Source organism: Limosilactobacillus sp., assembly GCF_022482365.1.
Classification (GTDB): domain Bacteria; phylum Bacillota; class Bacilli; order Lactobacillales; family Lactobacillaceae; genus Limosilactobacillus.
Map to the genome: position 1 here is coordinate 503,336 of NZ_JAKVPE010000001.1, position 25,024 is coordinate 528,359.

At 47.6% G+C, this 25,024-nt stretch carries 19 protein-coding genes and 1 CRISPR repeat array; of the genes, 10 read left to right on the forward strand and 9 right to left on the reverse strand.

The annotated features are described in order from the left end of the window. Nucleotides 1-19: 19 nt before the first annotated feature. Both LKE23_RS02410 and LKE23_RS02415 read right to left on the reverse strand, forming a co-directional pair. Nucleotides 20-520: a GNAT family N-acetyltransferase gene (locus LKE23_RS02410; protein WP_291977917.1), complete on the reverse strand. Its 501-nt coding sequence runs from the start codon at nt 518-520 to the stop codon at nt 20-22. Nucleotides 521-604: 84 nt separating this feature from the next. Next, nucleotides 605-2,053, reverse strand: a complete 1,449-nt coding sequence (locus LKE23_RS02415) for a DUF4767 domain-containing protein (RefSeq protein ID WP_291977918.1) — start codon at nt 2,051-2,053, stop codon at nt 605-607. 196 nt (nt 2,054-2,249) lie between these two features. On the opposite strand from LKE23_RS02415, the gene LKE23_RS02420 reads away from it, so the two are divergent. The 4 genes from LKE23_RS02420 to LKE23_RS02435 all read left to right on the forward strand — a co-directional run bounded on the left by LKE23_RS02420 (nt 2,250) and on the right by LKE23_RS02435 (nt 6,679). After that, nucleotides 2,250-2,930: a response regulator transcription factor gene (locus LKE23_RS02420; RefSeq protein WP_291977919.1), complete on the forward strand. Its 681-nt coding sequence runs from the start codon at nt 2,250-2,252 to the stop codon at nt 2,928-2,930. Beyond that, a complete protein-coding gene (locus LKE23_RS02425; protein WP_291977920.1) occupies nt 2,923-3,900 on the forward strand; it encodes a sensor histidine kinase in 978 nt (325 codons plus the stop codon). Before LKE23_RS02420 ends, LKE23_RS02425 begins: the two co-directional genes overlap by 8 nt. Nucleotides 3,901-3,997: 97 nt before the next feature. Further along, a complete protein-coding gene (locus tag LKE23_RS02430) occupies nt 3,998-4,753 on the forward strand; it encodes an ABC transporter ATP-binding protein (protein WP_291977921.1) in 756 nt (251 codons plus the stop codon). Nucleotides 4,754-4,756: 3 nt separating this feature from the next. Continuing rightward, complete coding sequence (locus LKE23_RS02435; RefSeq protein WP_291977922.1) at nt 4,757-6,679, forward strand: FtsX-like permease family protein; 1,923 nt, start codon at nt 4,757-4,759, stop codon at nt 6,677-6,679. A gap of 64 nt (nt 6,680-6,743) precedes the next feature. Further along, a CRISPR array of direct repeats spans nt 6,744-9,815; the repeat unit is 36 nt; unit sequence GTTCTAAACATCATTGATCTGAAGTACATCTAAAAC. A gap of 31 nt (nt 9,816-9,846) precedes the next feature. Here LKE23_RS02435 and csn2 read toward each other — a convergent pair. The 6 genes from csn2 to LKE23_RS02465 all read right to left on the reverse strand — a co-directional run bounded on the left by csn2 (nt 9,847) and on the right by LKE23_RS02465 (nt 18,333). Further along, nucleotides 9,847-10,518 carry a type II-A CRISPR-associated protein Csn2 gene (csn2, locus tag LKE23_RS02440; RefSeq protein ID WP_291977923.1) on the reverse strand — a complete coding sequence of 224 codons (672 nt, stop codon included), beginning with the start codon at nt 10,516-10,518 and terminating at the stop codon, nt 9,847-9,849. Further along, the gene (gene cas2, locus LKE23_RS02445; RefSeq protein ID WP_291977924.1) at nt 10,515-10,820 is read right to left on the reverse strand and encodes a CRISPR-associated endonuclease Cas2; all 306 of its coding nucleotides are present in this window, start codon (nt 10,818-10,820) and stop codon (nt 10,515-10,517) included. Before cas2 ends, csn2 begins: the two co-directional genes overlap by 4 nt. Next, nucleotides 10,798-11,706: a type II CRISPR-associated endonuclease Cas1 gene (gene cas1 / locus LKE23_RS02450; protein WP_291977925.1), complete on the reverse strand. Its 909-nt coding sequence runs from the start codon at nt 11,704-11,706 to the stop codon at nt 10,798-10,800. Before cas1 ends, cas2 begins: the two co-directional genes overlap by 23 nt. A 199-nt stretch (nt 11,707-11,905) precedes the next feature. Next, entirely contained in the window at nt 11,906-16,024 is a 4,119-nt protein-coding gene (gene cas9, locus LKE23_RS02455) for a type II CRISPR RNA-guided endonuclease Cas9 (RefSeq protein WP_291977926.1), read from the reverse strand. Between the two features lie 153 nt (nt 16,025-16,177). Beyond that, nucleotides 16,178-17,308, reverse strand: a complete 1,131-nt coding sequence (locus LKE23_RS02460; protein ID WP_291976173.1) for an IS30 family transposase — start codon at nt 17,306-17,308, stop codon at nt 16,178-16,180. Nucleotides 17,309-17,583: 275 nt separating this feature from the next. Beyond that, nucleotides 17,584-18,333, reverse strand: coding sequence for a hypothetical protein (locus LKE23_RS02465; RefSeq protein WP_291977927.1), 750 nt, complete (start codon nt 18,331-18,333; stop codon nt 17,584-17,586). Between the two features lie 209 nt (nt 18,334-18,542). On the opposite strand from LKE23_RS02465, the gene LKE23_RS02470 reads away from it, so the two are divergent. From LKE23_RS02470 to LKE23_RS02495, 6 genes are all read left to right on the forward strand, one after another. Further along, nucleotides 18,543-18,797: a hypothetical protein gene (locus tag LKE23_RS02470; protein WP_291977928.1), complete on the forward strand. Its 255-nt coding sequence runs from the start codon at nt 18,543-18,545 to the stop codon at nt 18,795-18,797. A gap of 75 nt (nt 18,798-18,872) precedes the next feature. Continuing rightward, the gene (locus tag LKE23_RS02475; protein ID WP_291977929.1) at nt 18,873-19,565 is read left to right on the forward strand and encodes a DUF554 domain-containing protein; all 693 of its coding nucleotides are present in this window, start codon (nt 18,873-18,875) and stop codon (nt 19,563-19,565) included. Between the two features lie 103 nt (nt 19,566-19,668). After that, nucleotides 19,669-20,754 (forward strand): Ldh family oxidoreductase, encoded by a 1,086-nt coding sequence (locus LKE23_RS02480; protein ID WP_291977930.1) that lies wholly within the window; start codon nt 19,669-19,671, stop codon nt 20,752-20,754. Nucleotides 20,755-20,902: 148 nt separating this feature from the next. Next, nucleotides 20,903-21,070, forward strand: coding sequence for a hypothetical protein (locus LKE23_RS02485; protein ID WP_267201748.1), 168 nt, complete (start codon nt 20,903-20,905; stop codon nt 21,068-21,070). A 422-nt stretch (nt 21,071-21,492) separates the two neighbouring features. Continuing rightward, entirely contained in the window at nt 21,493-22,632 is a 1,140-nt protein-coding gene (locus LKE23_RS02490) for a 5-methyltetrahydropteroyltriglutamate--homocysteine S-methyltransferase (RefSeq protein ID WP_291977931.1), read from the forward strand. Nucleotides 22,633-22,767: 135 nt separating this feature from the next. After that, on the forward strand, nt 22,768-23,985 hold the full coding sequence (locus LKE23_RS02495) for an oxidoreductase (protein WP_291977932.1): 1,218 nt from the start codon (nt 22,768-22,770) through the stop codon (nt 23,983-23,985). A 55-nt stretch (nt 23,986-24,040) separates the two neighbouring features. Here LKE23_RS02495 and LKE23_RS02500 read toward each other — a convergent pair whose 3' ends face one another. Next, the gene (locus tag LKE23_RS02500; RefSeq protein WP_291977933.1) at nt 24,041-24,934 is read right to left on the reverse strand and encodes a LysR family transcriptional regulator; all 894 of its coding nucleotides are present in this window, start codon (nt 24,932-24,934) and stop codon (nt 24,041-24,043) included. Nucleotides 24,935-25,024 lie beyond the last annotated feature (90 nt).

Here is a 25,024-nt window from a genome sequence, read left to right on the forward strand (position 1 = left end):
TCGGAAGATTCACCGAGTTCTATTTTTTAAGAGATTTTTCATACTGAAGCAACCGGACGGGGCGACCAAAGATCACCTGGTTAATCATTTCACCGGTTGCTCTCCAACCGTGACGCTGATAAAAGGAACAGGCCGCACTATTTCCCTCGAGAACCAGCAAACCGGCCCGCGAAAACTGCATCGCTAGCGCGGCCTCCGCCTGGGCGAGCAGCCGGGCACCGATCCCCCTCCCCTCATATTCGGGGAGGACGTAGAGCGCCATCAGTTCCCCAGTATCGGGCCAAAACCGTTGCGGGTTGCGCGGCGATCCGTAACTGACAACGCCCACCAGCTGGCCGTCGACCTGGGCAACCAGATTATGACGCCCCGGTTGCACCAGTCCCGCTTCCCAATCGCCCGGTTGCAGCGCCTGCAGGCCCGCCGCGGGCAGCAGTTCTCGATAGGCCGCCTGCCATGTTCGTTGGAAGATGGCACTGGTCTGGCCGAGTTCTTGCTGATTTATAATTGGTCGAATTTGCATAAGCACTACCCCTAGCTGTTTTTCATCATTATACAGCTAAAAGGCGCCCCGGATTGGTTTCCGAAGCGCCTTAACTATTAATGATTAGGAGTTTGCAATTGATGTAAAGGCATTGTTGAAGTCCGTGATGGCAGTCGCACGTTTTGCCATATAACTGGTCAGATGCTGCTGATCGGATGGAACCGGCCAGCCATTGGTCGTGCAATCAAAAAGAACGACCGGTTGTCCGTTGTGGTAAGCAAAGTAGTAAGTGTTGTGGAATTCGCCAATGGTCGCGTTATGGCTGCCACGTTCGTTTTGGTTATAGATTGCAACAATGTTGTAGGCATGGCTGCCTTGACCATCGGAGCTAAGGCCAACGGATTGGGTACCGCCTGACGGCATCCCCTCATCGTTATAGTGTTCGGCATCGCCATTGACTACTAAGCTGCCGGCTGAATTCGAATTTACCTTAGTAAAGGCCGTACCGTGCGATGAGTTGTAGGATTGGATGTACTGATCCAATTTTGCCTGCTTAGTAGAGTTCCAGTAAGCCGAGCTTGGATCGCTCCAGGCACCCGAATTATTGAAGTAGTAGCTCTTGCCATTGATGTTTTGCCAGCCGGTCTTCATCCAAGCGTTCACGGGGTCAAAGTAATACCAAACGTTATTAATCTTTTGCCAACCGGTTAGGGCATTGGCATTCTGGTTGTCAAAGTAGTACCAGCTGCCGTTGATCTTCTGCCAGCCAGTCTCAGCCCAGGCATTGGTTGAGTCAAAGTAATACCAGTTGCCGGCGCCCGACTTGAACCAGCCAGTTTGGGCCCAGGCATTTGCCGGATCGAAATAATACCAGTGGTTATTAAGCCGTTGCCAACCGGTCAGGGCGTTGGCGTTTTGGTTGTCAAAGTAGTACCAGCTGCCGTTGATCTTTTGCCAGCCTGTGTCTGCCCAGGCATTAGTCGGGTCAAAGTAATACCAGTTGCCGGCACCCGACTTGAACCAGCCGGTCTGGGCATTAGCGTTGACCGGATCAAAGTAGTACCAATGGTTGTTGATCCGTTGCCAGCTGGTAAGCGCATTGGCATTCTGGTTGTCAAAATAGTACCAGTTGCCAGCACCCGACTTGAACCAACCGGTTTGAGCGTAGCCTGCATCGTTGAAGTAGTACCAGTTGTTGTTAATTCGCTGCCACTGATTGTAGACCCAGTTACCCTGACCATCGGTGTATGACCAGCCTTGATCATAGTGGGCCCACTGGTTAGCCGCGTTGGCCTTTGCCTGGGAAACAGTCACGGCAGTGGTGGAGTCGTCGGTCGCTGCTGATTGAGTCGTCGCAGTCGTCTGATCCGCACTGCTCAACGCCTGACTCTGCTGTTCTGCCGTGGTCCCCGTGGCCGTTTGCTGAACCGTTGTTGTCTGCGCCGTTGCAGGCGTCGAATCGGCAGATACTTTCTGGGTTGCAATTCCGCCCAGCAGTGCAACCGCAGCAATTGTCAGCGTTGCCGTCAGCCAATTTTTGCCAGCTTTGTATAATTTTTTATGTTCCTTCATCATTACGTTCCCCCTCGAATAGTATTACAAATTCATCGTATCACTATTTTTTTAGAAAATGGCGAGGCGCTTCAGTCAAGTGATTTCGGGTTCAGTCGGCGTTAAAATAATTTTGCTGGCAACTAATCTCACTAAAACCAGCATTGGGCATTTGGCCTGCGATCGGTTATCATAGTACGAAAAGGGGGAACACAGGATGGCAAGCATTTTCATCGTCGAGGACAACCAGGCGATCATCAGCGAGATTAAGACCGAACTGAGCAAGTGGCAGTACCAGGTCAAGACGGTCACCGACTGGCAAAACGTCGCGGGTGAGATTCAGGAAAGCGGGGCCGACCTGGTACTCTTCGACATCACCCTGCCGAGCTTTGACGGCTTCTACTGGATCCAGGAGGTCCGCAAGCAATCCCAGGTGCCGATCATTGTCATTTCGGCGGCCGACATCGATTCTAACGTCATGCACGCGGTGGCCGCCGGGGCCGACGACTACCTGATGAAGCCCTTCTCGATGACCGTCCTGGTCGCTAAGGTCCAGGCCCTGCTGCGGCGCAACCAGCAGACCGGCGACAGCGACCAGCTGGAATGGGCCGGCAACCGGTTAAACGTCCTGACCAATGAGCTGACTAACGACCGCGGAACCGCCCAGCTGACCCCGACCGAGGGTGCAATGCTGGCGGTCCTGATCCACAATTGCGACCGCACCGTCTCCAAGGAAAAGCTGCTGGAGTGGCTCTGGCAGGGCGGCAAGTATCTGAACGAAAACACCTTAAACGTCAACATCAGCCGGCTACGGGCCAAGCTGGACACGATTGGCCTAAAAGCGGCACTGCGGACGGAGCGCGGCGTCGGCTACCGCCTGGTGACCGACTATGACTAGCAAGTTTTGGACCACCTACCTGAAGTCGATCCGCGCCGGCCTTCTGATTTACCTCGGGATGCTGGCGCTGGTTTGGCTATTGACGATCCTCTACCGAGTCCCAAAGGCTTTTCTCCTCGACACCGTCCGCTTCAGCCTGCCGCTAATCATCGTCTGGCTAGTCTACCGCCTGGTCCGCGCCGCCCAGCGGGTCAAGAAAATCGGTCGCCAGTCCCCCGCCCCCAAGATTAGTCCGGCGACGCCAACCGAGGACGCGCTCCTGACGAGCCTGGAAAAGCAACGAACGGCCAGCACGCAAACGATCAGCGACCTCCGTCAACGTCAGCGCAAACAGCTCGACCACCTCGATCTTTACGCCCACGAGATCAAAAACGACCTGCTGACGCTGAAGGCGGCAGCCGAAAATCGTGCGGCCGTGTCAAGCGCGGCGGTCCAGGCGGCAACGCGGCAGGCCAACTACTACCTCGACCTCCTGCTGAACGACGAGCGGCTAAACATGGACAAGCACGACTTCGACTTCCACTGGGTCAGTCTGGAGAAACTGGTTAACGAATTGCTGCAGCAAAATTCGGTCCTCTTCATCCACCACCAGCTGGTTCCCAATCTCGGCGACCTAAATGTCAAAGTGCTGACCGACCAGAAGTGGCTGCGTTTCTGCATCAACCAGCTGCTTTCCAACGCCATCAAGTATTCCCCTGCCGGCGCCAGCATTGACATCGCCTGGCAAGACGACCGGTTGGTGATTGCCGACCACGGGACGGGGATTTCTAGCAGCGACCTGCCGCGAATCTACGAGGACGGCTTTACGGGGCAGAATGGCCACCGGACCAGCAAGTCGACCGGGATGGGACTTTACCTGGTTAAAAAGATCAGCGACCAGCTGAACTTCCGGGTTGAGATTGTCTCCAAGGAAGGTCAGGGCACCACTGCCGCCCTGGCCTTTGATCCGCAAAACGTCCGCCAACATTAACATTACAAAATCGTAAGGTTCTGTACGCTTCCGTAAGTAGGAATGCGGGCGGAACCTTTTTATAATTAAGACAAGAAATCAGGAAAGGATGTTTCACATGCCATTATTAAAACTCGACCACGTCCAACGGGTCTTCAACGAAAACACCGCCAACCCGGTGACCGCCTTGAAGGACATCAACTTCACCGTCAACGCCGGTGAGTACGTCGCCATCATGGGGGAATCGGGGGCCGGGAAGAGTACCCTGCTCAACATCATCGCCACCCTCGACCGCGCCACCGCCGGCCAGGCCATCCTGAACGGCCAGGACCTTGGCGCAATCACCAAGGACGAGGCCGCCCGCTACCGGCGTGAGCACCTCGGCTTCGTCTTCCAGCACTTCAACCTCCTGGACAGCCTGTCGAACCGCGACAACATCTACCTGCCGCTGGTCCTGGCCAAGGTCCCGGTGGCCGAAATGGAAAAGCGGATCAAGCCATTGATCAAGCACCTGCACATCGAAAAGATCATCGACCGCTACCCGAGCGAAATCTCCGGTGGGCAGCAGCAGCGGATCGCGATCGCCCGGGCACTGATCACCCAGCCCGACCTCCTGCTGGCCGACGAACCGACCGGGGCCTTGGACTCCAACACCAGCCAGGAGATCCTCGACCTGTTCGAAACGGTCAACGCCAACGGGCAGACGATCATCATGGTGACCCACAGTGCCGCCGCGGCCAGCCACGCCAAGCGGACCCTCTTCATCAAGGACGGGCGGATCTATCACGAGATCTACCGCGGCGACCTGGTGATGAAGGACTACCAAGAGCAGATCGGTGCGACGATGATGACCCTCACGAATGGTGGTGAATAAGGAATGCTCTTCTTCAAACTCGTCAACTCCAGCTTCCGGCGCAACGGCCGCGTCTACGGACCATATCTACTGGCGACCGGAATGCTGGTGGCAATCAACTACATCTTCCAGGCGATCGACGCCAACCAGAGCCTGAAGCAGCTCGACGCCGGTGCCGCAATTCGGGCGCTGAGCTCACTCGGGGCCAACTTCATCCTGCTGGTTACCTTCGCCTTCTTGCTCTACGTCAACCACTTTCTCTGGCAGCAACGCAGCAGTGAGCTCGGCCTCTACAGCATTCTCGGGATGACCAGTCGCAACCTGGCCGCCCTGACGATCATCGAAAAGTGCTACCTGCTGGCCATCAGCCTGGTCAGCGGCCTGGTCTTCGGGGTGATCTTCGAAAAGCTGGCCTTCCTCGGCTTTGGTCGCCTCCTGCAAATCCGGCACCTGCACCAGCCGTGGATCTCGCCGACTGCCTTGGGTAAGACGGCGCTTTACACCACAGGCTTCTTCCTCGTCTTAATGCTCGTCGACCTGGTCAAGCTCCACCGGCTGAACCCGAACCAGCTCTGGCACGCGACTGCCAAGCCGATCGCCCGCCACGGTTGGCTCTTCAAGCTTGCCGGGGTGCTGGGAATCGCCCTCTTGGCCTGGGCCTACTACATCGCCCTGACCACCAAGCCGCGGGTTTCAGCCTTCACCAACTTCATGGCGGCGGTAATCCTGGTCGTCGCCGGCACCTACCTGCTCTTCATTGCCGGGAGCGTGCTGATCCTGCGTTTCCTGCAACGGCGGCGGAATTTCTACTACCGGCCGCGCCACTTCATCGCGGTCTCGGGGATGTTGCAGCGGATGGAGCAGAACGGCGCCAGCCTGGCAACAATCTGCTTGCTGTGCAGCGCGGTCCTGGTCGCCCTCTTCAGTTCGATCACCCTTTACGCCGGGATCAACGACGCGGTTCATTCCTACACGCCGAAAAACGTCACCCTGGTGGCCGCCCAGCCGTACAGCCGGGCCCAGGAAAAGACGATCGAGAAAGTGGCGGATCAGCACCACGCGACGATTAAGGACCGGGCCAGCTACCGGCCGACCACGGTTCAGAACGGCTATTGGCAGGGATCCCGCTTCGTCAACCAGGGCTCGGTTAACAACATGACCAAGAAGACGACCAGCTCGGTGATCTTCGTGACCGCCAAGGACTACAACCGTCTGACCGGCAAGCACGTGCGGCTGGGACAAAACCAGGCCCTGGTTTACTCGCCGGCCAAGGAGCACAGTGGGCAGCTGACAATCGCGGGACAGCGGTACGCGGCCAAGAAGCTGGACAAGCTCGACTTCGCCTTTAACCCGGAGCGGTCGATCTTCAGCCGGTCTTTCGTGATCGTGCGCGACCTGCCGAAGGGGATGCCAACTATGAACGTCGTCAGTTTCAACTACGGGCTGAATGGTTCGGAGAAGGCCCACGTCAACTTTGAAAACGACCTGACGCAGGCACTAGGCCCCAACGTTTCGGTGATGGGCCAGCACTACTTCCGCTACATGTTCACCGGCCTGTACGGTGGCCTGGTCTTCGTCGGGATCATGGTCAGCCTGGCGCTGGGCATCACCACGACGATCGTGATCTACTTCAAGCAGATTTCGGAGGGGTACGCCGACCGTGAGCGGTTCCGCACCATGCAGCAAGTCGGGCTGAGCGAACGCGAAACGACCAAGAGCATCCACAGCCAGGTGCTGATGGTCTTCATGCTGCCGGTCGCCGGGGCGGTGATCAACCTCTGCTTCGCGGCGCCGCTGATCAAGCAGATCATGACCCAGCTGAGTTTCTACAATGACCGGCTGATGATTACCGTCGCCGTTGCAATCACGGTGGCCCTGCTGGTGGTCTACCTACTGATCTACGGGCTGACGACCCATACCTACCGGCGAATTGTGGATGAGAAATAGGAAAAGCCGTCGATCCTGGCCTGAATGGCTGGATCGGCGGCTTTGTTGTGTTGCCCAAAAATAATTTATAAACCTCGTTGATCTGAAGTACATCTAAAACAAAATACGTAAAGCGTCGACAAATTTACTTGTTCTAGACATCATTGATCTGAAGTACACCTAAAACTGAAAAAGCGCAGTGGATCACGAATGACTCGTTCTAAACATCATTGATCTGAAGTACACCTAAAACTGACAGGTCAACAAATGTATTTGGAGCCTGGTTCTAAACATCATTGATCTGAAGTACATCTAAAACCGAAGGCACGCTCAACTACATGAAGCACGAGTTCTAAACATCATTGATCTGAAGTACATCTAAAACTAACGGGATAGTGGATGCCGTGTTGCATCCGTTCTAAACATCATTGATCTGAAGTACATCTAAAACGGGCGCGTCGGGCTTGGTCTAGTACCTGTTGTTCTAAACATCATTGATCTGAAGTACATCTAAAACTAGTGCTGTCCACCAAGTACGATTCCGAATGTTCTAAACATCATTGATCTGAAGTACATCTAAAACCGACCCGCGCGGTCGCGAACTCAAGCACGAGTTCTAAACATCATTGATCTGAAGTACATCTAAAACTTCGATAATGGTAGTGTCGAAAAATGACGTGTTCTAAACATCATTGATCTGAAGTACATCTAAAACAGGAAAGAAGCTGCTAATCAGTTTCGACCTGTTCTAAACATCATTGATCTGAAGTACATCTAAAACCAACAGCGAACCCGGTGTAGGTGTCGACTAGTTCTAAACATCATTGATCTGAAGTACATCTAAAACTAGCCTTCATCTGTGCTACGTTATCTGGCAGTTCTAAACATCATTGATCTGAAGTACATCTAAAACTAAAAAACATCTTCAGGATAGTACTTCTTGGTTCTAAACATCATTGATCTGAAGTACATCTAAAACGAAGCCTAGATTAGAAGCGCTAGAACAGCGGTTCTAAACATCATTGATCTGAAGTACATCTAAAACCAAAATCGTCATAAATACACCAATATATTTGTTCTAAACATCATTGATCTGAAGTACATCTAAAACCTAAATGCAATTCATCTAACGGCGTTTGTTGTTCTAAACATCATTGATCTGAAGTACATCTAAAACTTATGAAACAGCAAAAATACATTAATGTTAGTTCTAAACATCATTGATCTGAAGTACATCTAAAACAGAGTAAAGACAACTAAAGAAGGTGACTAGGTTCTAAACATCATTGATCTGAAGTACATCTAAAACTGCCAATAACCCGTTTGAAAATTAAATCAAGTTCTCAACATCATTGATCTGAAGTACATCTAAAACGAATGAAAATGCATTTTTAACTGTATAAAGGTTCTAAACATCATTGATCTGAAGTACATCTAAAACGGTAGAATTAACGGGCTTTACCCTCAAGGGGTTCTAAACATCATTGATCTGAAGTACATCTAAAACAAGCACCAAAGCCAGACGTCGACATGTTGAGTTCTAAACATCATTGATCTGAAGTACATCTAAAACTAAATTTAGGTTTCATCAGGAGAACAGTCTGTTCTAAACATCATTGATCTGAAGTACATCTAAAACTACCGTGTGATCGGCGGTGTATTCCCAAACGTTCTAAACATCATTGATCTGAAGTACATCTAAAACTCAATGAGCAATTTGATCGTCAGAGTAAGAGTTCTAAACATCATTGATCTGAAGTACATCTAAAACTTAACTTGAGGAGTTCCAATTCCTCGATTTGTTCTAAACATCATTGATCTGAAGTACATCTAAAACTGCTATCATCAACGTCATCAAGTGGATTGTGTTCTAAACATCATTGATCTGAAGTACATCTAAAACGGGTTGAGATCATCATCGTCAAATACCTTGGTTCTAAACATCATTGATCTGAAGTACATCTAAAACCAATCAGAACATGATAAGTACAATAATACTGTTCTAAACATCATTGATCTGAAGTACATCTAAAACAAGTGTGTTCACGTGCATTTCGTTGCTTGTGTTCTAAACATCATTGATCTGAAGTACATCTAAAACCAACATTGAATCCTTTACCGGCTGGGCCTTGTTCTAAACATCATTGATCTGAAGTACATCTAAAACGTATTCTTGAACTCGTTCCCACCGAGCATAGTTCTAAACATCATTGATCTGAAGTACATCTAAAACAAATTACTTTGAGTTCGTGGAGCTTCTTGTGTTCTAAACATCATTGATCTGAAGTACATCTAAAACTAAAATTAGTTCTCGTTGGAGGAACCTAAGGTTCTAAACATCATTGATCTGAAGTACATCTAAAACATCTGGCTGAACTACTAGATCATTAACAGCGTTCTAAACATCATTGATCTGAAGTACATCTAAAACGTGTTACCCCATCCTTACCGGCTGCCCCTTGTTCTAAACATCATTGATCTGAAGTACATCTAAAACTTTCAAAACCGATTGTCACTATCTGACACAGTTCTAAACATCATTGATCTGAAGTACATCTAAAACCAAGTTACGTTCGACCATGACATGCATCATGTTCTAAACATCATTGATCTGAAGTACATCTAAAACTAGGCATTGCTATTACAGGAGCCGTTGGTTGTTCTAAACATCATTGATCTGAAGTACATCTAAAACCGAGCCAACGCGATGTTTTGCTGGATGGTCGTTCTAAACATCATTGATCTGAAGTACATCTAAAACGATTGGCTAGGATACGATTATGTAAGCCCAGTTCTAAACATCATTGATCTGAAGTACATCTAAAACGAATTACTTGAGGATTATATAGAAAAATATGTTCTAAACATCATTGATCTGAAGTACATCTAAAACTATGGGATGGGCTCATTTCCCAGAAAAGTCGTTCTAAACATCATTGATCTGAAGTACATCTAAAACACATTGTCATCAAAGGTGAAAAGCTCTTCTGTTCTAAACATCATTGATCTGAAGTACATCTAAAACAGCATTTAATTGGTGTTGATATTTATCTTAGTTCTAAACATCATTGATCTGAAGTACATCTAAAACCACCAACCATAGTAAAATTAATTTAAAACCGTTCTAAACATCATTGATCTGAAGTACATCTAAAACACCATTAATTTCTCATAATCCAAAAATGGCCTTATAGTTTCCAATCAACAAAGTCCTGATCTATAAACAATCCTTCGGCATTTTGATAAAAATCGCACTGCTTTAATTCTGTGAATTCTACTAATAAAAGTGGGAGATTCATAGCCTGAACTTCTACTAGCAAATCCCCAAATTCAGCCTTGCTTAAATAATTAGCGACGTTATTTAAGCAAACAACGCTTTTTAGATCACATTCTAAATGTATCTTTAGGTCATTAATAATTATATCATATGGTTTCATTGAGTTGTTAAATGCTAGCTTCATATGACAATAGCTCAAGAGCCTTTTTAATTCTCCATCGTACTGGATTTCGAGCGGAAGATCAGTCATAAACAGGGCTTCTTGCAGAACGGAGTATAGTTGCCTGATCTCATCATTTACTCGGTTCTGACTTTCCTCAGTCATACTCTTTACTACCGCATTAATCACATCTTTACTATATTTTTCCAGTAATTTGTGAGTTAACAGCGCTACTGAATCAAAGTCAATAAACTTTTTAATCTCCAGGCTTTGATACACATCATCCGTCAGTGTTAGCTCATCGTTAAAATCCTGCAAACCGTTTATCAGTTCCGTATAGATTTCTGGACTATTGGTCCCGATCACACTTATTTTTCCCGATTTAATTTCTATTGGTTGATGACTTTTATAGGAAAGAATCATAAGATCACCGTTCTTCCAGAATAGTTTCTGACATCTTCTTTTTCCTTTCCAAGGAGAAAATGCATATCGTTATACTGTTTTTCAGTAAGCATTAATGATTGAATGACTCCTGCTTCGGGCAAAAAATTGCTTACTTTTTTCTCAATAAACTCCGCCGATTTACGATTTACGCATACCCTCACGTACACAGAATATTGAATCATTGTAAAGCCCTGGTTGATTAAGTCCTTGCGGAAATGACGATAGGCTTTTCGCTGCTTACTTGTTTCTACTGGTAAATCAAACATGATTAATAAGCGCATTATTTGGTACCTCATGATTTAGCTCCATTTTTAGTTCAAGTTCCTTGCTCTGACCGCTTAAGTATTTTAAGCAGTCTCCGACATACTTGCTTATCGCATTTCTTAACAGCATATGATGCTCGCAATATGTGATTTCAATATTCAAAGCATCGATCAATCCGTACTTAACATCAGGGGTCAGCTCGGTAAAGTCCTGGTTTGCCACCCAATAATCAACTACCGGACGAAATGGTTCCATCAAGTCCGATCCCAGATTAAACTGGTTCTCATTGTTTCGGTGATGAATCCCTAAGTATGTAAGATAACCACGCTCAACAATTTCACGATCAAACATCGAAAGAAGAATTGAATAGCCATAGTTAAGTGCCGCATTGACCGCTGACCCACTTCGCCGCGAAAATTTTTCCTGTTCAAACAGTAATGGGAAATATTTTCGTGCGACCACGGCTTCTCGGTTGGTAAGATCATTAACCTCCAGCTTTTCCAGTTCGCCACTTAATTCTTCCGTTTCATGTTTGTAGATTTGCAAAACCTGAATCTGGTTCTTAATTTTCTCATGAACAATCTTTGTCCATAAAAGTTCCTTCCGCTTTTGCGACCAGTTGAACTGGTCAATAAGTAGGTCCACCGATCGATTATTAGGATAATTATTGACCAACTCACAGTTTGGTTGCATATTCCGGTCGACAAAAACCACCTTTGCATTTTGCTTTGCTAGCTCACTCAGCAGTGCCGTGGTGATCACGGCCTGAGTTGTTGAGACAAGTAGCAATTGAACATCCTCTATCGGCACCTGGTTAATGCCATCCCTTGTTTGGACAACCATTAAGTGTGATGCATACGATAGCTTGGCATGTTGACTGATAATGACTGAGCGCCACCCCATATTGTCATCCCCCTTTATTTTTGTTATAATTTAGTCGTTGGTTAGCTACCAACGCTTTAAACATCATTGATCTGAAGTACAGAGTTAAAATCAAACAGTACTTTTTAGTACATAAGTTTCTACTTTTGAGTCAGTTATCTGACCAAATACATAACAAAGGGAATCGTTCATTTGAGCGGTTCCCTTTCTCTTTAGCTTGTTATTTCATTAGCTTGCTTAAGCGAATTCTCCGTTCGAACAAACCGGTTGGTGATTGATAGATTATATCAGCTGTTTTCCCTATCAAAACACCTAAACCACCTGATTTCGTTTGCATCATACCGAAACGTGTTTTTATACCTATTGACTTCAAATCTCCCATTGAGGGGTCACAGTGAAGACCAAGAAGCATATTGTTAATAATGTCAACCTTTCCATCAGGCTTTTTAGAACTTCCATTATAAATAGGCAGTATCGGGAGTTCCTTAAATTTATCTCTTCCTTCGTTCAGCCCCTTTCTAAATTTGTTTTTATCATACAGCGGCAGATACCTATTCACCTTATCGAGAATATCGTCATAGACGAACATCAATTGCTCATTCTGTACATCCACGGAAGATGAATCTTTTGAAAAATCAGTGCTTAGAATTTTCATCGACTTTTCTGAAAGCACCAGCTGACGAGCATTGTACTGGTATGTTGAACTGCCTAATGTGTATTTGAGATCACCATCAATAATTAATTGTCGGTACATTACCTTTGGCACGACAATGTCGAAATCAATATATACCTTAGTCTTTTCTCCAGTCTTTCTGTTTGTTTTTTCTCTTGCTGTGCGTTCGGCAATCACCCGATGCAGTTCGCTGAGGTAAGCCGCATTGTCAGTTTTCTTTAGCCGCTCAAGCTTTGAAAGGCTACGGACCGGTATGCCAACAACCCTCAATTTGTCTTCTTTCCTGCTCGGAATACGAATGATCGCCATGTATGCATCCTTGTTTCCGCTGTAACCTCCATAAATGTTGGTAGGACGTCCCTGCTTAGTTTGAATCAGTTTCTTATCTGATTTAGCCGGATAGATAGTTTGGTTAAACATCGCACCAGAATTTGTATAGGTCTCTTGTGAAATCAGCATGTACTTAAAACCATAGACACGTTTAATCTGGCGGATTAAATCAGACTTCTTCCCAACAATTTCACCGGAGCTTTTGTCAACAATTCGCTCTTCATCGTTAGAAGTTAAATCATACAAGAAATTGAATCGGTTGAACTTAAACCGCTGTTTTGTGTCCTTTTTAAAGAACCGTTGATATTTCCCATAAATAAAGTAAGACTGCAAACCTGAGTAACGGTGATACAGATATTGACCGACAAATGCACTCAAGTATCCATCTACCGCATGGTGATAATCATTTACATCACGGTTCTTATATAACTTAAGTGCCTCACGCAACTGGTGGTTAAGTTCAGCCTTAACTTCAATAATCTGCGTATCGTCCTGCTCATAGCGACTCGCAAGAATATTGGCCGCTAATTTAATTACCTGACGTGTCTCAACCAGCTGCCGATTAATGAATCCATTAGCTTTATACTTATCGATTGAATCGGGATCAGTCATCAAATTGTTATACTTTTTCTTACTGATCAGCCGATGGTCGGCAAGTTTCTTCCAAAGAGGCTTCATTTTTGAGCCGAACATCCTTAATGGAACGTTATTCGATTTACCATTATTAACTGCCCGACTAACCAAGACTTTGTTATCTAAGGAGTCGTCTTTGAGGAACGCCTGCGGAAGAATATGATCCATATCGTATTTAGTTGAGATTTCGTCAATGTTGATTGGTTCTCCGGTGTACATATCACGACCTAACTGCGTAAAGTACAGGAAGAGACGATCATTCAGATCTTTAACATCCCCCAATTCTTGGCGAACCTTTTCATTAGCAACTAACTCTTTAGCGGTTGTTTCGTAAATGTCTTTTAGCTTTGCTAACCGCGATTGAGTACGGTGAGAACGCTGATCCTCCCGGGCAAACTCCAACGAGATGAACTTTGGTGCTTTGCCCGCAGCCCTGACAATGTCATCGACAACCTTAACCACTTGTCGAATTGCTTTCTTATTCTGCGGCGAAGTGTATGCATCAGCCAAAATCGACTCATAGTCTTCATCATTGATCTGATCCTGGTTGGCATTCTTAATTTGTTCAGCAAAGACGGGCTCGTTAACAATCTCCATAAAGGTGCGCTGCGTATTCCACATCAAATCCAGAATGGACTCGCCCTTCTCATTTTTCAGCCCACAAAGAAGCTTCTCGGAGAGTCGTCCCCATCCCTGATATCTTTTTGCAATTAAATCAGTGATCTGTTCTTTAGTTAGCCAATTTATCCCCTGGAGTTTGGTTTTTAAGATGTTTCTATCCTCAAAAACGGTAATCCATTCAATAATTTGTTCGAAATCATTCTGCAAATTTGGATCATCGATCTTTGCACCAAAAATCTTTTTAAAATCAATATAGGTACCAAAGGAGTTATTGAACTTCACCGGGTCAGATAACCCCGTTATTATTGGTCGATTTGCCATCCCTTTTGAAAGCAGGTTGGCCAATTGCGAAGCCTTCACGGTCTTTTTAGCCTTAAAGAGCTTTTCAAATGTCTCCTGTTTTTCGCCTACTTCTAGCTTACTGCCATTTACACGCACCATATTCAGCTCATTTAGCACTTTAAAACGCTCGTATAGAAGACTGTGGTCAGGTAAAACGTCCTCCCCAGTTAGGTAAGTATCCTTGGTCGTCATCCGCTTTATGAACTGGTTAGCCGATTCAGTGCGATCAACTTTTTCGTCAAAGTTCCATGGCGTAATCTTACCCGGCGCTTTTCTAATCATCCAGGCGAAGCTTTTGCCTGAAGACTTCTCCTGATCTTCTTTGGTAATTAATGGACCAACATAGTATGGAATGCGGAAGGCAACCAGTTCACTTAACTTGTACTTAGCCCTTGTACGACGCTTTTCATTTGGATTCGGTTCAGTAAGCCAAGGATAATATTTGCTTTGATTTTCAATGATTCTCTCTAACTCTTTTAAATGCAGCTGGTAAGGGATGACACCATTCTGATTGGTCCGTTGCTTGGGCATAAACTGATTTTGATCAATCAGTATCTTAATCTCCTCAGCCAGTTGAGTATTATTTAAGGAGCGCTTTACAACTTTATAGAAGTCCTCTTGACTGGCTGTCCCTGATTTCTTCGTTGAATTGCCAATGTACTCTGCATATGCTTCCATCACTTCAGAATACGTTTTCCTATCTAAGGACTTGGCATACTTTTTGAGCATCTCCAAGTGCTTCTTGTGAGCATCATATTTTTTAATCATTGACTCACTGAGGATTTGCCCACTTGGCACGATATCGTTAAGAGTAATTTGAGAATATAATTTCGATAAGATCTTTAGTATGGTCAATTGTGGTTCGTTCAACTCACCAGTCAATTCTGCTAAAGTGTCGTCAATATTTTCATCGCTGAGCTGAATTTTCCACTTATTTTTATCTTCAGTAGTTATTTTTAAGACTTCAGCTAAGTCAAATTTGTAGCCTAAAATGGCCTTGCTTATTTGCTTGGCGATGCTTGAATTTAACTTGTCCAGTGCTTTATCACCCGAAACGATATAGAGAATCTTGGCAACCTCCTTTTGCTTATCTAAGGTAGCCACACTATTATCTAGCAACTTCTGGGCAATCACATCCGTCTTCTCAATATTAATTTGGAAGCGAGTTTCCGGGTCAATCTCATCAAAAGAATCGTTAATTGCCTTAAAATCTTCCTCAAAATTAATCTTATCAGTACTAAAATTAGAAACTGGCAAATTGTTTAAGAAGTTACCCCGATATTTCACAATATGGTGAATTGCCAGAAAAATCTCTCGAAGGTCAAACTGCCGATCGTCATTCATTAAATGATACCGCAAGTGGTAAATAGTTGGGTATTTATCATAAAATGCGCTGTCGGTTTCATCTGGGAATAACAGAGAACTTGAAAAGCGTTTTTTGCTATCCTGAGGTGATAAATTAGATTCTTTCAAGCGTGCAAAGAAGGTTGGGTCAACCTTGGCCATATACGGATCAAAGATTTCTTCAAGCAAAGAAAGACGCCACTTCCGTCGCTTGAGTCGCCGCCGGGTGGTTCTAAAGCCACGCCGTTCTGCAGCTGTTGTCCCTTCTTTAAATAAACGTGCCCCGATCACCGTTTTCCCTTTTAAGCGGATCGGCCGATATTTTTCATCAATTGCTGAAAAGCCGACTGAAGTTGCCCCGATATCGAGACCAATGGAATAATCGCCCTTGTACATGCAAAAAGCCTCCTTATATTTTATAAATATTTTCTTATTACTTTTATCATATCAAAAAGAAAGCGGATACACCATCCATTATCTTATTAAAATACTAGATTTTTCAGCATTCAAAAAACAACCTAAATTTCAAGAATAAGTTAGCCACTGGACTCAAATAAATAATACTGACCAATTGATTATTGGTTGATGGAGCTGTGATATCTCTTGGTAGAAGGCCTTACGATAGATATCCATTGACGAATGTCCATTAAACATAGCTCGTGGATAGTGATTCATCCAATCATTAGTCGCTATGATCTGAGCACTACTATAGTTATTTATAGCTTCACCTTTGGTAATCTCCTTGCGGAGAAACCGGTTATTGATCTCATTGGATCCACGTTCCCAAGGGGAATACGGATCAGCATAGAAAACATGATCGTGAACTTGTGTTAACTCACTAAATTCTGAACCGTTGTCAGAGGTTATTGTCTTAAAAATGCGATAGTAAGCATCTGTGCCCATTTTCTGGCGCAAATTTATAAAGAACTGATTTACTGCATGCGCAGTTTTACCAGCAATTTTACTCGTGATATTAACTCGTGAAAGGCGATCAGTCATTACTAGTACAACACTGTCATTACCGTTTTTCTGTCCCTGAACTGTATCCAGTTCCCAATGGCCAATTTCGGACCGTTGGTCCGCAGTTTGAGGTCGTTGAGCAATATTAGGCCCTAAGCACCTTTTAGCTTGCGGATGAGTTTGATGATGCTTACGTTTAGGTTTTTCAAAGAGGTCTAAATTGGACGTACGAAGCACACCCTCATTAATCCATTGATATAAAGTTACAACCGACTTTGGGATCAGGGTGCCATCATTCATTAAATCTCGAGCCTTATAAATAACCGCTTGTGGGGAGTAATGGTGGTCGTCAAACTCACCAAGCATTAGCTGATCAGCTAATCGTAAAAATTGCTTTGAAGAATAATATAAGCGACGACGACCAGAATGGCGGTGATGTTCAAGATATGTGGCCTGACCAGCTTCATAACTATAGATGTAGTAAGAATATTCGTAAATCTTACCATTAGATTTTTGACGACGAAGTTGGCGGACCGTACCACGGTTGAGCTCGTTATTAATTGTTTGATGATTAACTCCTAATTGGCGACCAATTGCGCGATTGGAAAGTCCTTGCGACTTTAAAGTCGCAATCATCACACGTTCTTCTTTAGTAAGATGAGCATTCTTTTTATGAGTAGTCAATAAAATAGTAGACATGGTATCATTTAAGTGCGTCATTTGACGGACATCCTTTCATATAGGTTTGGTTCACTTAATATGATACCTGATGTCACGCCGAATGGCGTTTTTTATTTACCACCAACTGGGTGGCTAACTTCATTCTATAATCTACCCATTCAAAAAACAATGGAATTTATTTACTCTTTTTTACTCTCTCAACAATTAATTTTCGAGGAATGATTAAAAAGCAAAATTTCTCCGATACCAAACATGCCCCACCCTCGTTCGATGACAGCCAAACGAAGGTGGGGCACTTATTTTCTATATTAATTTCAAAGCCGCACAATCAGATTAACCAGCAGCGACCAACAGATTGCCACCGCCATCACCATCCCAAAAGCCGCCAGCAAGACAATCAAAACGTGTTGAATCAATGCCGCCTTGCCCAGCAGGATCAGGACGAAGAGAATCACTCCCACCAGAATATACAGGGTGACCGCGGCCGGGAGTGCGTTTTTAAGGTCGGCATTGCTCAGGTCGAAGCCGCCGATCGTAATATTGATTGACAACAATGCCCAAATAATCACGGCTCCCCAGTGCAGCGGTGCGCTCGCGGGCGCGGTTGCAGCCAAGGGATAATCTAACACGCTTCCCAACGTTTGCAGGCCCCACCAGTAAATCGCCGGCACCAGCCACCTGGTCAGCAAAATCAGGACCGCAGCACAGCCGTAGACCGGCGCCGTCCCGATCAGTGCGTTGCCAATGAACTGGTAGTAATTGCCCTTGTCCCAAGAATGGTTCACGTAGCCTAACGCCCCACCGTCATCCGGAACGTTCGTGATCAGTAAACGGAAGTCATTGATCCGGTGACCAAAGAGCAGGGCCGTGATCAGGTGACTGAGCTCATGGATAATCACGCCGAGCCCGCCCAACCACACTACGGCCTGCGCTCCATACCGACTCGCCAAGCGCTCTTTAGAGTTGCGGTTGATAAAGGTTAGCCCGAGGACAACAATCAACGGGACTAAGACGAGCATCAGCAGGTAGCCTGCCGTAGTTTTTAAATCTGCTGCTAAATTCAAATCCTCACCGCCCCTTCTTGTTCCGGGTTTCTTCTCTAAGTCTGCACTCGTCATCTTTTGATTCTCCACATCTTGCAAACTTTTGGTCTATTTTACTATTCCCCAAAGCATCATCCATAATTAATAACGGTCAAGCTTTCACTGCCGGCCCAGACCCCATTTCCTGCTATAATAGGCACTAATAATTTTTCTAAGAAAGAAGCACCAAGATGGCTCTTACCCGTTACATTTATACCGTCCAGGAGATCGACCTGACCTTTGAGCAGCTGCCGAGCGTCAAGACCTTCGAGTATCAAAATGACGCCAGCGATTATTTTGACTCCCGGATCACCGCACTCCAAAAGCAGTTTCCCGAAGCCGACGAAACGGCCCTCAATGATTTTGATGCGGCCGGGGTTTATTGCGACAATCAGGGCGAAAGCAAGTACATGATCATCCTGCAGCGCCAGCAATTGCTCTCCTAAAATGCCGACTGGGACTCCCCAGCCCGTTAAAATCTGCTAAGATTAAAGAAGCATTAAATTTAGGAGGGAACTTTCATGATCGGAACCTACGCCAACACCTGCGCGATCCTGCTCGGCACCAGCATCGGCTGCCTGCTCAAGCGCGGCATCAGTAAGAAATACGAGGAGGCCCTCTTCACCGTGATGGGCCTGGCCGCCCTGGGCATCGGGCTAGAAAACGTCATCAACAACATGCCCAAGAGCCACTACCCCGTCCTCTTCATCGTCAGCCTCGCCATCGGGGCCCTGGTCGGCACCTGGTTGAACCTTGACGAACGCTTTGCCCGCCTGATTAAGCACTTCGGTGGCAAGTCCCAGCTGGTCAAGGGATTAGCAACCGGGATCCTGCTCTGCTGCATCGGCGCCCTTTCGATCGTCGGCCCCGTCATGGCGGCGGTCCGTCACGATTCCACAATGCTTTTCACCAACGCGACCCTCGACTTTGTTACCACGATGGTCTTCGGGGCCAGTTTCGGCTGGGGAATGCTCCTGGTCGCCCCGGTCCTCTTCTGCTGGCAGGGTGGGATCTATCTGGTCGCCAAGTACCTCTCGGCCGATTTCTTCACCGGTCCGCTGGTCACCGAGATCGCAATCGTCGGTGGCTTTTTGATCGCTACCACCGGGCTCTCCCTGCTGAAAATCAAGGAGATCAAGACGCTCAACATCCTGCCGTCCCTGCTTGTCCCGGTGATCTTCTTCATCATCAAGGATTTCACCGGCCTGTTTTAATCTGCCAATTCTGTGCTGCAAAATCCAGTTGACATTTCAGACAGATCTCCTAAAATAATGATAATTAAATTAAAATTAAATGAGATTGAGGAGACGGTATATTATGCGAATTCAAGCCGAAGATGAGCGTCAATTTTTACAAAATGTTTTTGAAAAACTGCATTTTTCGTCCGCGGACGGGGCACTGCTGGCCGATACCCTGGTCGACGCCGACCTACGGGGAATCTCTTCCCACGGGATCCAGCGTCTGGCCTGGTACCGCCGGATGATTAAGGACGGCACCATCGACCCGACCAAGCACGCCGAGGTCGTCCGTGAGCTGCCCGGCAGCGTTCTAATCGATGCCAACCAGAACATGGGCCAGCTGGCAGCCGTTTTGGGAATGAAGAAAATCATTGAAAAGGCCAAGAAGACCGGGGTCGCCGTGGCCGTGGTTCGCAACTCCAACCACTTCGGGATTGCCGGCTACTACAGCCGGATGGCCCTGGATGCCGGTCTGGTCGGGATTGCTCTGACCAACACCCGGCCGCTGGTGGTTCCGACTAACGCCACCCAGGCCTTTCTCGGCTCTAACGCCTTTGCCTTTGGCTTCCCGGCACAACCGCATCCGTTCATGTTCGATGGTGCCACCTGCGTCGTCTCCGGCGGAAAGATCCAAGTCCATTCCAAGAAGGGTGACGCCCTGCCCGGCGAATGGGTTGTCGACGGCAAGCGCGAGCTGGTAACCGACTCCGATGAAGCTGAGGACATCCTCGCCACTGCTGCCTTCACCGAGGGCGAGCAAAAGGGCGGCGGGGTCCTGACCCTTGGCGGCAAGGACGAGGTCAACGGCAACTACAAGGGGATGGGCAATTCGATCGTAATCGAACTGCTGACCGGGATCCTCGCCCAGGGTTCCATCTCCGCCGATACCGTCAGCGGCAAGCACGACTTCAGCCAGTTTCTCTTCGTCCTTGACCCATCCTTCTTTGGTGATCCGAAGGTACTGGAAAAGGACGCTACCAGCATGCTCGACCGCATTCGTCACCTTGACCACATCCCCGGCAAGAAGATCTGGATCCCTGGTGACCGTGAATACCGGCTCCTGGACGAAAATAAGCAGCGCGGTGTCAGCGTCGATGATAAGACCTACGATGAGATGAAGACGATCGGCGAAGAGCTGGACGTGACCGTTCCGGCCGAAGCCTGAATATTTTGTATTAATCATGACCCAAAAATGGTGCATTTATGCACCATTTTTTTGTTTATGTCCAAATTTAATTGACGTGAAATGAATATCTGTTAAACTAATGATAAGGATGTAAACGCTTTACACTGAAAAGGAGGTCGTGATTATTATGGCTGAAAACAGTTGGCTCGTCGATCTCTGGTTATCCGGTGATCGCCAAGGGGCACTGGCGGAGGGCCTGAACCTGGAGATGTTCCAGGAGGCCCTAGCGGACATGAATCTGACGCCGACACTTCAAGAGGAGCTGTTGGCGGAATTTGAAAGTGAAGTACTCTAATTTAAGTAGCTGTCAGCCTAGCTGACGGCTATTTTTTATTTTGGGCTTGACATCGACGACCAAGCTTTGTATGATAATGACAATTTAATTAGAGAACGCTGAGAAAAGATGAGTAGTAAGCGCGAAGCATTCCAGAGAGCCGGGATGGTGAGAACCGGTATGACGAACGCTTACGAAGATGGTCTTGGAGCAACTACGAATTGCGAGTCACTTTGACGAGCGGTTCCCGATCGGCACCCGTTACCGTGCCCGGGTTTACCCTTTTCGGGTGTACCTAGTAAGGGCTGGGCTGTGAGGCCTGGTCGAATCCGGGTGGTAACACGCTGCTAGCGTCCCGTGGAAGAACAATTTTGTTTTTCCACGGGATTTTTGTTTTCCAGGCCCACTGCTCAGCGCTCAAGCAAAGAAAGGATCTGCATACTATGACTGAATTTACTAAACGAACTACTTCCCCATTCCGCTACGATGTTGTCGGTAGTTTCCTCCGTCCGCAGCAATTAAAGGACGCCCGCGCCCAGTTTGCCCAGGGTCAAATTAGCCGGGACGACCTGACGCAAGTCGAAGACCAGTGCATCATCGACCTGATCAAAAAAGAAGAGGCGGTTGGCCTGCACGCCGTCACGGACGGTGAATTCCGCCGCAGCTGGTGGCACCTCGACTTCCTCTGGGGTCTGCAGGGAGTTGAAAAGGCCCAGGCAGAAGAAGGCTACGTTTTCCATGACGAGATTTCCCGGGCCGAGACCGCCAAGGTGGTTGTCAAGGTCAGCGGGGAAAATCATCCCTTCGTCCAGCACTTTAAGTTCACTCAGGCCCACGTCTCTGCCGGCACCCAGGTCAAGCAAACGATCCCGTCACCGGCACAGGCCCTAGCGGAGTTTGAACGTCCCGAAAACCTGGCTGGGATTAAGCAGTTCTATGTATCGCTAGACGACTTTTGCGCCGACTTGGTCAAGGCCTACAACCAGGTGATTGGTGATCTCTACCGAGCCGGCTGTCGAACCCTGCAGCTCGATGATTGTACCTGGGGTGCCCTTGCCGACTGGCATGAACACCCGGAACACATCCCGGCTTACGGAATCGATGCCGCCGCCCTTGACCGTAACAAGGAGGCCTTCGTTGAAATCAACAACGCCGTACTCCAAGGACTGCCAGCGGACCTGACCGTCAACACCCACGTCTGCCGCGGTAATTACCACTCCACCTGGTCCAACGCTGGTGGCTACGATTACGTCGCCGATCCCCTCTTCACTCGCGAACGGGTCAACGCCTTCTACCTCGAATACGACAGCGAGCGCGCCGGGGGCTTTGAACCGCTGGCCCAGGTTCCGGATGACAAGTACGTGGTCGTCGGCCTGGTCACTTCGAAGTCCGGCCGGCTGGAGGATAAGGCAGCGATCATCCGCCGGCTGGAAGAGGCGGCGAAGTTCCACCCGCTCGACAAGCTCTGCCTTAGTCCCCAGTGTGGCTTCTCTTCCACTGAAGAGGGCAACATCTTAACCGAGGAACAGCAGTGGAATAAGGTTCGCTTCATCAAGGAGATTGCCGAAGAAGTGTGGGGCTAAGTGTGATGACTCGCAAGTAAAAGCCGACCATGTTCACTAAAACTGAACAGCGGGTTCCAAAATGCTAAATTTCTTCCAGCCAGTTTTCGTGATACATTGAACATGTTGAAAGAATTCGAATTGGAGGTCTTTAGCATGAAACAATTAACCGATCAAGTTACTTTCCGTCATGGCGCAACCCTTAATAGTCGGCTTGTCCAAGCACCAATGTTAACTAATAGCGGCGACCACGAAGCCGTTTCTCAAGACACCTTGGATTATTATGGTGCTCGTTCACAGTCCGCCGCCATGGTAATTGTTGAATACACATCGGTTCGGAAAAACGGTGGTCCTTCCCGTTCCTGGGCTGATGATCGTGAGCAATTGGCAATCTATGATGATTCCTTCAAACCTGGTTTCACGAAACTTGCTAAAGCCCTTAAGAAGGACGGCAACAAGGCCATTCTGCAGCTTGTCCACTCCGGTCGTGAGGCCAACTATGCCCCGCAACTCGGCCGGACCGTTGAAGTACCTACCAAGATGGACTTCCCGTGGATTAGCTACCCAGTCCATGAACTGACCGACCAAGAAGTCCGTGACGTCATTCACGATTTCGGCACCGCCGCTAAGCGTGCCATTGACTGTGGCTTCGACGGGATCGAAATTCATGGTGCTAACCACTACCTAATTCAACAATTTTTCTCCGCCTACTCTAACCGGCGCACGGATCATTGGGGTGGCTCGCTTGAGAAGCGGATGAACTTCCCCTTAGCCGTGACCGAAGAAGTAATGCGCGTTGTCAAGGAGTATGCCCCAAAGGACTTCATCGTCGGCTACCGGATCAGTCCCGAAGAAGTCCACGAGACGGTTGGCTACACCTGGCACGAGTCGACCCAATTGATCAAAGCATTAATCGACCGCTTTGACCTTGACTACATTCACCTTTCCCTGCCCGCCTACAATGCCAAACCACAGGATTCGGATAAGACCTTTGCCGAACTGTTCCAACCAGCAATCGGCTCACAGGCTAAGGAGATCATTGTCGGAAACGTAATGTCGGAGGCGGACGCTAAGGATGCCCTCAAGCTAACCGACCTCGTCGCCATGGCGCGGGCAACGTTAATTGACCCACAAATCGGCTTAAAGATCAGCGAAGGGCGCGGGGACGAAATCGTTCACCAAATCTCACCGGAACAGGTCAAACGCTCCCACCTGACCCCAGGACTGATTAACCTCTTCTCCGATCCGAAAATGGAACCGCATCTGCCGGGTCGTGAATCGATCTACTATCTTCACGAAAAAGGCAGCTTAAACAAAGACGTCATGAAGAACGGCACTAGCTCATCATTCAACCTTAAGCATTTTAAGAAGTAAGCAACAGTGAAACAGCAGATCTGACAAGAGTCTTCCTGCCAGATCTGCTGTTTTTTTACTGCAGTTTTTGATTGATTTGTTTGATCAGCTGGAGGATAAATGTTGGCAGCGGATAGCGCGGATTGGTCACCCAACCCAGCTTGAACCGATCATTGATTAAATGGCTCAGATTAATTTTCGGCAGCGTCGCGAAATCCCTATCGGGCGAGTGGCGTGCCTGCCAATCGCGAGCGAGGCAAACCGCTCCGCACTCTTTAATCACCGTCCCCATCGCCCAGGAATCATCCAAGCGCACGATCTTTTTCAAGGGGCCGCACAGGTATTGCAGGTGTTCAAAGAGCTGGTCGTTGTACGGATCATTGAAGAGGGCAAATACCTGGCTTTGAAGATCAGTTAAATCGATCTGCTTTTTCCTTAGCAGTGGGCTGTCCGGACTAACGATCAGGCTAATGTGACCGTTATGAATATTTTGGAAATCGAGGCCCTGCAACTGGTTCTCATGTTCCGCATCGATTGCGATAAATCCCGCATCAAGGGTGTGCTGCCGGACCCGCTCAATTATCTGCCTGCTTGACTGTTGGCCAATGCTCAGGTAATGCTTTTCGTCGGCCAGTGCCAGATACTCGGTTAACATTGGCTTGAGCAGCGTGTTCGCGTAGGCAAGGCGAATGGTTTGCGTCCGGTGGCGTCCCGTTAAAGTCGTCGCAAAATTTTGCATTCGAAGATTCGCGTCCAGCATGTCCTTAAGATAAGGAAGCATTTCTTGACCTTGCGCCGTCAGCTGGGTTCCACGGTGAGAACGGGTAAAAAGGCAAACTCCCAATTCATTCTCTAACTGAGAAATTGCCTGGCTCAGACCGGATTTGGAAATGTGCAGGCTGCTCGCCGTTTCCTGAATGGTGCGGTGGTTTGCCAGCTCGATAGCATATAATAGTTGTTCAGACGTCACTGATATCATCACCTTCATTTTTTCCTATCTCTTATAGTAAACGAAAACCTGATGTCTGCCTACTTGAACGTTGCTAATTCCGCAACCCCG

Bases quoted from the DNA above. Each gene is read 5' to 3' on its own strand.
- LKE23_RS02410 (WP_291977917.1), bottom strand. From the start codon at position 520: ATGCAAATTCGACCAATTATAAATCAGCAAGAACTCGGCCAGACCAGT.
- LKE23_RS02415 (WP_291977918.1), bottom strand. From the start codon at position 2,053: ATGAAGGAACATAAAAAATTATACAAAGCTGGCAAAAATTGGCTGACG.
- LKE23_RS02420 (WP_291977919.1), top strand. From the start codon at position 2,250: ATGGCAAGCATTTTCATCGTCGAGGACAACCAGGCGATCATCAGCGAG.
- LKE23_RS02425 (WP_291977920.1), top strand. From the start codon at position 2,923: ATGACTAGCAAGTTTTGGACCACCTACCTGAAGTCGATCCGCGCCGGC.
- LKE23_RS02430 (WP_291977921.1), top strand. From the start codon at position 3,998: ATGCCATTATTAAAACTCGACCACGTCCAACGGGTCTTCAACGAAAAC.
- LKE23_RS02435 (WP_291977922.1), top strand. From the start codon at position 4,757: ATGCTCTTCTTCAAACTCGTCAACTCCAGCTTCCGGCGCAACGGCCGC.
- csn2 (WP_291977923.1), bottom strand. From the start codon at position 10,518: ATGATTCTTTCCTATAAAAGTCATCAACCAATAGAAATTAAATCGGGA.
- cas2 (WP_291977924.1), bottom strand. From the start codon at position 10,820: ATGCGCTTATTAATCATGTTTGATTTACCAGTAGAAACAAGTAAGCAG.
- cas1 (WP_291977925.1), bottom strand. From the start codon at position 11,706: ATGGGGTGGCGCTCAGTCATTATCAGTCAACATGCCAAGCTATCGTAT.
- cas9 (WP_291977926.1), bottom strand. From the start codon at position 16,024: ATGTACAAGGGCGATTATTCCATTGGTCTCGATATCGGGGCAACTTCA.
- LKE23_RS02460 (WP_291976173.1), bottom strand. From the start codon at position 17,308: ATGACGCACTTAAATGATACCATGTCTACTATTTTATTGACTACTCAT.
- LKE23_RS02470 (WP_291977928.1), top strand. From the start codon at position 18,543: ATGGCTCTTACCCGTTACATTTATACCGTCCAGGAGATCGACCTGACC.
- LKE23_RS02475 (WP_291977929.1), top strand. From the start codon at position 18,873: ATGATCGGAACCTACGCCAACACCTGCGCGATCCTGCTCGGCACCAGC.
- LKE23_RS02480 (WP_291977930.1), top strand. From the start codon at position 19,669: ATGCGAATTCAAGCCGAAGATGAGCGTCAATTTTTACAAAATGTTTTT.
- LKE23_RS02485 (WP_267201748.1), top strand. From the start codon at position 20,903: ATGGCTGAAAACAGTTGGCTCGTCGATCTCTGGTTATCCGGTGATCGC.
- LKE23_RS02490 (WP_291977931.1), top strand. From the start codon at position 21,493: ATGACTGAATTTACTAAACGAACTACTTCCCCATTCCGCTACGATGTT.
- LKE23_RS02495 (WP_291977932.1), top strand. From the start codon at position 22,768: ATGAAACAATTAACCGATCAAGTTACTTTCCGTCATGGCGCAACCCTT.